The sequence below is a fragment of the Acinetobacter sp. YH16053 genome, from assembly GCF_013417035.1.
GTDB classification, from domain to species: domain Bacteria; phylum Pseudomonadota; class Gammaproteobacteria; order Pseudomonadales; family Moraxellaceae; genus Acinetobacter; species Acinetobacter towneri.
In genome coordinates, this window is record NZ_VPEP01000048.1 from 1 (window position 1) to 5,559 (window position 5,559).

A 5,559-nucleotide genomic window follows, 5' to 3' on the forward strand; every position below is an offset into this window, starting at 1 on the left:
TGATTGGATTGCCATAAACTCTAATAAGTTCCGATAAGTCTATAAGTCCATCATGATCTCTTGATAATTCACCACTTTTTAAAGCCTCGTATATTGTTGTACGTGATTTTTTAAAGGCTTTACTTGCGTCCATAACGCTAAATTTTGTTGTGTTCAATGGAATCCCTCAGTGCGTGTACAAGGATGTTTATGTGAACATCCAATCTGAACATGAAGTTTATTTTGTATTAAAGCCTACTTTTTTTAGATATGGGAGTAGTTCTTCAAATTTTTGTGGATCTCGTAGCATTTCAGAAATTCGAACTGCAAATTGTGAGTAGCTTTCAGTACCTTGAGAATATTTATTCATCTCTGGAAGCTCAGACAGTTTACTGGCAAAAAGATGACGCTGTGCATCGGTAAATTTTGAGAAAATCTCAAGAGCAGTTTGCTCTTTATTATGAGCTATAACGACTTTTTTCAGTTTAAAGTTGAATGAAAAACCAGAAATATTACGTCCCTTTTTATGTTGCTGACATTGGACGTTAATATCGGTGTGTTCATTAATTTGGGCAATAGCTAGATTTAATACTCGATCTTTAAAATTTCCCATTCTTGTATATTCATCATCAAGAACGCCTATTTTTTGTCTGAACTCTGCTAGTTCGATAATTGGAGTTTGACCCGTACTACGCCAAGCAATTAATAATTCATACAACCGCACAGCATAAGCACTGCTGAGATTACTAATCTGTTGTAACTCATATTTAGTAAATTGTTCTTCTAAACGTGTAATAAGTGGCACGATTGCAGGGGCAAATATTAACTTTACTGTAGCTTCATCGTCGATATATCTAATTTCGCTGACCCAACGACTTAAAACATTCTCTACATTTCCTCTTTTATTAATTTCTTGATAGCTAAATTGACGTACAAATAGATCCTTACAAGCATCTTTTAACGCTTGGTAAGCTGTTTGTCTTGCAACATTAAATTGATTTACATAACTCTCAGCATGCACTTCTAAGGGGTCATTTGCATTGATTCCTCGACCACTATCTCTTGCTTCGACGATAGCTAATAAGATCAAACGCTGTTCTACTAAGTCTAAGTTATAACTCGCATTAATTAAGGCATTATCTTTAACTACTAAGTCCCGCATTTTATTTGTCTACATTATTACTTATGAATATAAATCTATAATAATAAATATGTAGATTAATGCAAGGTAAACGTAGTTAAATCTACAAAAAAAATAATGTAGATTATTGGTAGGTAAACGTAGTCATATTGGTAGGTAAACGTAGTCATATTGGTAGGTAAACGTAGTCATATTGGTAGGTAAACGTAGTCATATGAGGTCTAGAAGCCTTTATTTACAAAGCTTTGAGCTTACCTAAAAGCATTTAAAAGATTAAAAATAATTAAAAGCCCAGGGAATGAAAAATTGCCCTTGGTTTTCGCTTCGCTCAAACTCTATTGAACTTCGCTTTCGCTCAGTTCGTTGGGGCAATTTTTTGGTTAATACTTGCGTGACTTTAAGAAAAAGCAAAAGCAACTCGGAATTCGCTTCGCTCATAAAACTTTTTTACTCGCTACGCTCGATCCAGGAGCAAATTTCTGCATGAAACTTACGCTTTCTTAGGCTAAAGAGGACAAAAAAATGTTTTTCAGAGGGTCTAGGCGCAAATTTTGATAGTTCGCTCGTAGACACTCGCTCTATGCATCTATCTAAAGTCAAAATACCTCTTTATTTCGCTCTCATTTGCGTTTTTTGAGCTGTTTTCTGTTTTTCACTATGAGATCTATGTTTTTTAGGTAAAGGCTCTTAAATCGCATTTGAACGCTTTCTGTGAAGCTTTTCATAATTAAAGTTTTGGGTTGAAATTTTTAACCTGGATGAAGGGACAAAAAAATTGATTTTTTTACGTTTTTCTAAACCAAGAAATAAATACTTTTTTCCATGCAAAACCAAGCACCGGCCCTACGTCACTTTAGCCAATTTTCTAATCCAGGATCCGGCACACGCCGGGATTTTTTTGTCACACACCACGCATCTAACGATGACAACCCTCAAAGCCTTACAGGATAAGGATTTCAGCGATTTTTTAGGGTCTCAGAAACGTGTACAGAAAAATGGTCTTTTTTTAGAATAAGTGATTGAATTATCTATTTTTTATGCTGTGCTCATACTTGTACATCAAAACAACACTTTTTTTAGATAAGATATTGATAAATCTAATAAAAAATATGTACTCATAGTTGTACATAAAAAAAAGCATTATATTTAAATAAGTTTTTGTTTTATAATAAATTAATTCTGTACAAATAGGTTTGTACGTAATTTATTTATTCTTTTGATTTAAATTATTGAATTATCTAGATTTAATTTTGTACAAACTCTAATTTTTATAAGAGATGTAATTTATGGGCGAAAAAGTCAAAACTTATGCAGTCAGACTAGATCCACAAGTAGCAGAATTCTACGATCAATTGGCTAATTCAGAAGGAATCAGAACCAGTAAATTGTTCAGTAAAATTTTGACTAATGATTTTCAATCTATTGCTGTTAAACAGCAAGCCGATCGTATTGAGGATCTGGTGAATCGATTAGAAAAGCGAATAGATGATTTTGAGGAAGATAATAATTTTTCTGAAAAATACTATGAGGATTTTAGTAGTACATACATGATGCTTTTATGGTTATTAATGAAAAATGGTGCTTCTAAAGACGAAATTAGAAGTATGCAAGCTAAGGCCGCTAATTATGCGGAACAAAACTTTTCTTCTAAGGAATCTTAATTTTGGACAATATTATTCAACTTTTAAAACCATGTACGCTTTGTGGAAATGGACAGAATGTACAGCTTTTTGCCGGGTTGATGCTGTGTGAAAGTTGTCAGGAAAATATCAGGCTTACAAATCGGTAGTGTTCAAAAATCTGTGTCATTTCAATAAACTGAATCAAACAGGAAATGACACATCATGGCAAACAACTTTGATTTCGAAGCAGCTTTAAAACAATTACAGTCAGGACAACCCCTCACTGGTGAAAACGGTATCCTGACACCACTAATCAAACAGCTGACAGAAGCGGCTTTAAATGCTGAAATTGAAAACTATCTGGAAGAAAATCCTAAACCATCCAATCGCAGGAATGGTTACTCTCGCAAGACCGTAAAATCATCCTCCGGTTCATTTGAACTGGAAACACCTCGTGATCGCACTGGTGATTTTGAGCCTCAACTCGTCAAGAAAAATCAAACCAAACTCTCTGAAGAGATCGACAGTAAAGTCATCTCACTGTTTGCGCTCGGCATGAGCTACCGTGATATTCAAAAACATATTGCCGATATGTATGCACTGGATATTTCCGAGGGTGCCATTACCAATATTACAGACAAGCTAATCCCCGAATTACGTGCCTGGCAACAGAGGCCGCTTGATGCCGTATATCCCTTTGTGTGGCTCGATGCCATCCATTACAAGATCAAGGATGAAGGCCGTTATGTCAACAAAGCCGTTTATACCGTGCTGGGATTAAATACCGAAGGCCATAAAGAACTGCTGGGTCTTTACCTATCAGAAAGTGCAGGTGCTAATTATTGGCTCAGCGTACTCACAGATTTGCAGAACCGTGGCATACAAGACATTCTGATCGCCTGCGTTGATGGGCTTAAAGGCTTCCCTGAAGCAATTGCTGCGATATTTCCGCAGACAGAAGTGCAGTTATGTATTATTCACCAAATCCGCAATAGCTTGCGTTATGTGGCCAGTAAGGATCAAAAAGCCTTTATGGCTGATCTGAAGCCTGTTTACCGAGCAGATACCAAGCAGGCAGCTGAAATGGCGCGAGATGAGCTGGAAGCCAAATGGGGGGATAAATACGAGAAAGTCATTCGTTCATGGCGTGAAAAATGGCATTTACTCAGTGCCTATTTCAAATATCCGAAAGCGGTTAGGAAGCCAATTTATACCACCAATGCGGTTGAAGCAGTACATCGCCAATTCAGAAAACTGACCAAAACCAAGGGGGCTTTCCCGAATGAAAATAGCCTGCTGAAATTGCTGTATATTGGCATTCAACAGGCTTCTGAAAAATGGACAATGCCGGTGACAAACTGGGGGCAAACCATCACACAGTTATCGATTTACTTTGAAGGCAGGCTCGATGATATAATTAAACTCTAGCCAATTCGGCTGACACAGAATTTTGAACGCTCTCTACAAATCCAGGTATGTTCTCTGCCAATGATAAGATTGAACAGAAAGCTCTGGATTAACCTGAGCTTTTGCATAAAAATTAACAGCGGCCTGCTGCTTTCAATAGAGCATTACATTGCTTATCACTACTTTGTTTTACAGAGTTAGAACCCGAACAAACTGCCTGGGAACTAATAGCTCCTCCAACTGTTGTGATATAACATTGATGTGATTTTTTTCCTACAGTGGCTACAAAGTTTATCGTGCCATCAATAGATCCTTGTCTATTTGATATGGCCACTTTGTCTGAAGTTGTATTTAAAGCAAAGGCTGCCTTTTGTTCTAAAGTTTGATCCTGGATGACCATATTTCCGACTGTGCCGCATCCTACAAAAAGAGATGCAAATAACAATGGTAATAATTTGAAATTTTTCATAAATTTTCCTAAATATATTTAAATAAGTTAGATTCCAAAACTACAATTAGGAATTTCTTTCTGGAGCTCTCGATAGTTATCTTTAATTTTATCCTGTTCGACTTTTTGAGCATCTCGCGCAAAAATATTGAATGCTTTAGCTTCCTCTCTATATTTCAATCTTAAGCTTTCGCAGTTTTTCTTATGTGTGATCATCTGTTTTGCATCATCTTCACTAATTTTGGTATAGCGTTGATTACTAATTCGCAGTGTTTTTCCATCATCAGATAAGTTGAATGTGATAACTGCTAAACCGTTATTCACACCAAGTTCTTTTTCTTTCTTCTCTAAAACCGTTCCTGATTTTTTATTTCCAAACCAATCAGTTTCTGAAAGAATATTCTCATTTACGATGTAAGTTTCTTTGCCCTCTTTATAGATTTCTAAAACTTTTGGATATTTTGTATCTTCAAGTTGCCAGTAACCAACATATTTATCATGAGGTTTGGAACATGCTGTTAAAGCTAAAGCAACTAAAGTAAGGAAAAATATTTTCATGATTTGCTCAGACAAATTATATTTTAAAAGGTCATAAGAATAGAGTATTTTTCAAGTATGTCTAAGGACATAAAAAACCAGATTTGTATAGCTAAAGTAATGAAAAAAAACACTATTATTTTATTTCAATCTCTAGATTATATGTTTATAACAAATTGGCTATCTGGTAAGTCGATCATTATTCTTAGTGTTATCAGTTTTATGTATTTTAGATTTTTTATATATTGTTCTTAAGCAAGGCGGAAAGTTAATAAAATAATTATGACCTATCTAGCCACGTGATTTAGGGTCAATTTTTATCTCTCCCAACCCTCGGTTGGGATTTTTGCCTGAGATTTCGCATAAGAGATTTTATGTTAAATACAAAACCACAAATAATCTTTAAATAGATAAGTGATTTTTTA

Annotated in this window: 5 protein-coding genes; 2 read left to right on the top strand and 3 right to left on the bottom strand. The window is 35.3% G+C overall.

All coding sequences use genetic code 11. The features are described from left to right. Positions 1-217: 217 nt before the first annotated feature. On the bottom strand, positions 218-1,141 hold the full coding sequence (gene repM / locus FTV43_RS14310; protein ID WP_005021644.1) for a replication initiation protein RepM: 924 nt from the start codon (positions 1,139-1,141) through the stop codon (positions 218-220). A 1,265-nt stretch (positions 1,142-2,406) separates the two neighbouring features. On the opposite strand from repM, the gene FTV43_RS14315 reads away from it, so the two are divergent. Further along, the gene (locus FTV43_RS14315; RefSeq protein ID WP_046206308.1) at positions 2,407-2,781 is read left to right on the top strand and encodes a hypothetical protein; all 375 of its coding nucleotides are present in this window, start codon (positions 2,407-2,409) and stop codon (positions 2,779-2,781) included. A gap of 183 nt (positions 2,782-2,964) precedes the next feature. Further along, positions 2,965-4,170, top strand: a complete 1,206-nt coding sequence (locus FTV43_RS14320; protein WP_179995764.1) for an IS256 family transposase — start codon at positions 2,965-2,967, stop codon at positions 4,168-4,170. A gap of 112 nt (positions 4,171-4,282) precedes the next feature. Here FTV43_RS14320 and FTV43_RS14325 read toward each other — a convergent pair whose 3' ends face one another. Next, positions 4,283-4,618: a hypothetical protein gene (locus FTV43_RS14325; RefSeq protein ID WP_075175697.1), complete on the bottom strand. Its 336-nt coding sequence runs from the start codon at positions 4,616-4,618 to the stop codon at positions 4,283-4,285. Between the two features lie 27 nt (positions 4,619-4,645). Continuing rightward, entirely contained in the window at positions 4,646-5,155 is a 510-nt protein-coding gene (locus FTV43_RS14330; protein ID WP_046206310.1) for a hypothetical protein, read from the bottom strand. Positions 5,156-5,559 lie beyond the last annotated feature (404 nt).

Coding starts and splice junctions, on each gene's coding strand:
- FTV43_RS14315 (WP_046206308.1), top strand. CDS start 2,407: ATGGGCGAAAAAGTCAAAACTTATGCAGTCAGACTAGATCCACAAGTA.
- FTV43_RS14325 (WP_075175697.1), bottom strand. CDS start 4,618: ATGAAAAATTTCAAATTATTACCATTGTTATTTGCATCTCTTTTTGTA.
- FTV43_RS14320 (WP_179995764.1), top strand. CDS start 2,965: ATGGCAAACAACTTTGATTTCGAAGCAGCTTTAAAACAATTACAGTCA.
- repM (WP_005021644.1), bottom strand. CDS start 1,141: ATGCGGGACTTAGTAGTTAAAGATAATGCCTTAATTAATGCGAGTTAT.
- FTV43_RS14330 (WP_046206310.1), bottom strand. CDS start 5,155: ATGAAAATATTTTTCCTTACTTTAGTTGCTTTAGCTTTAACAGCATGT.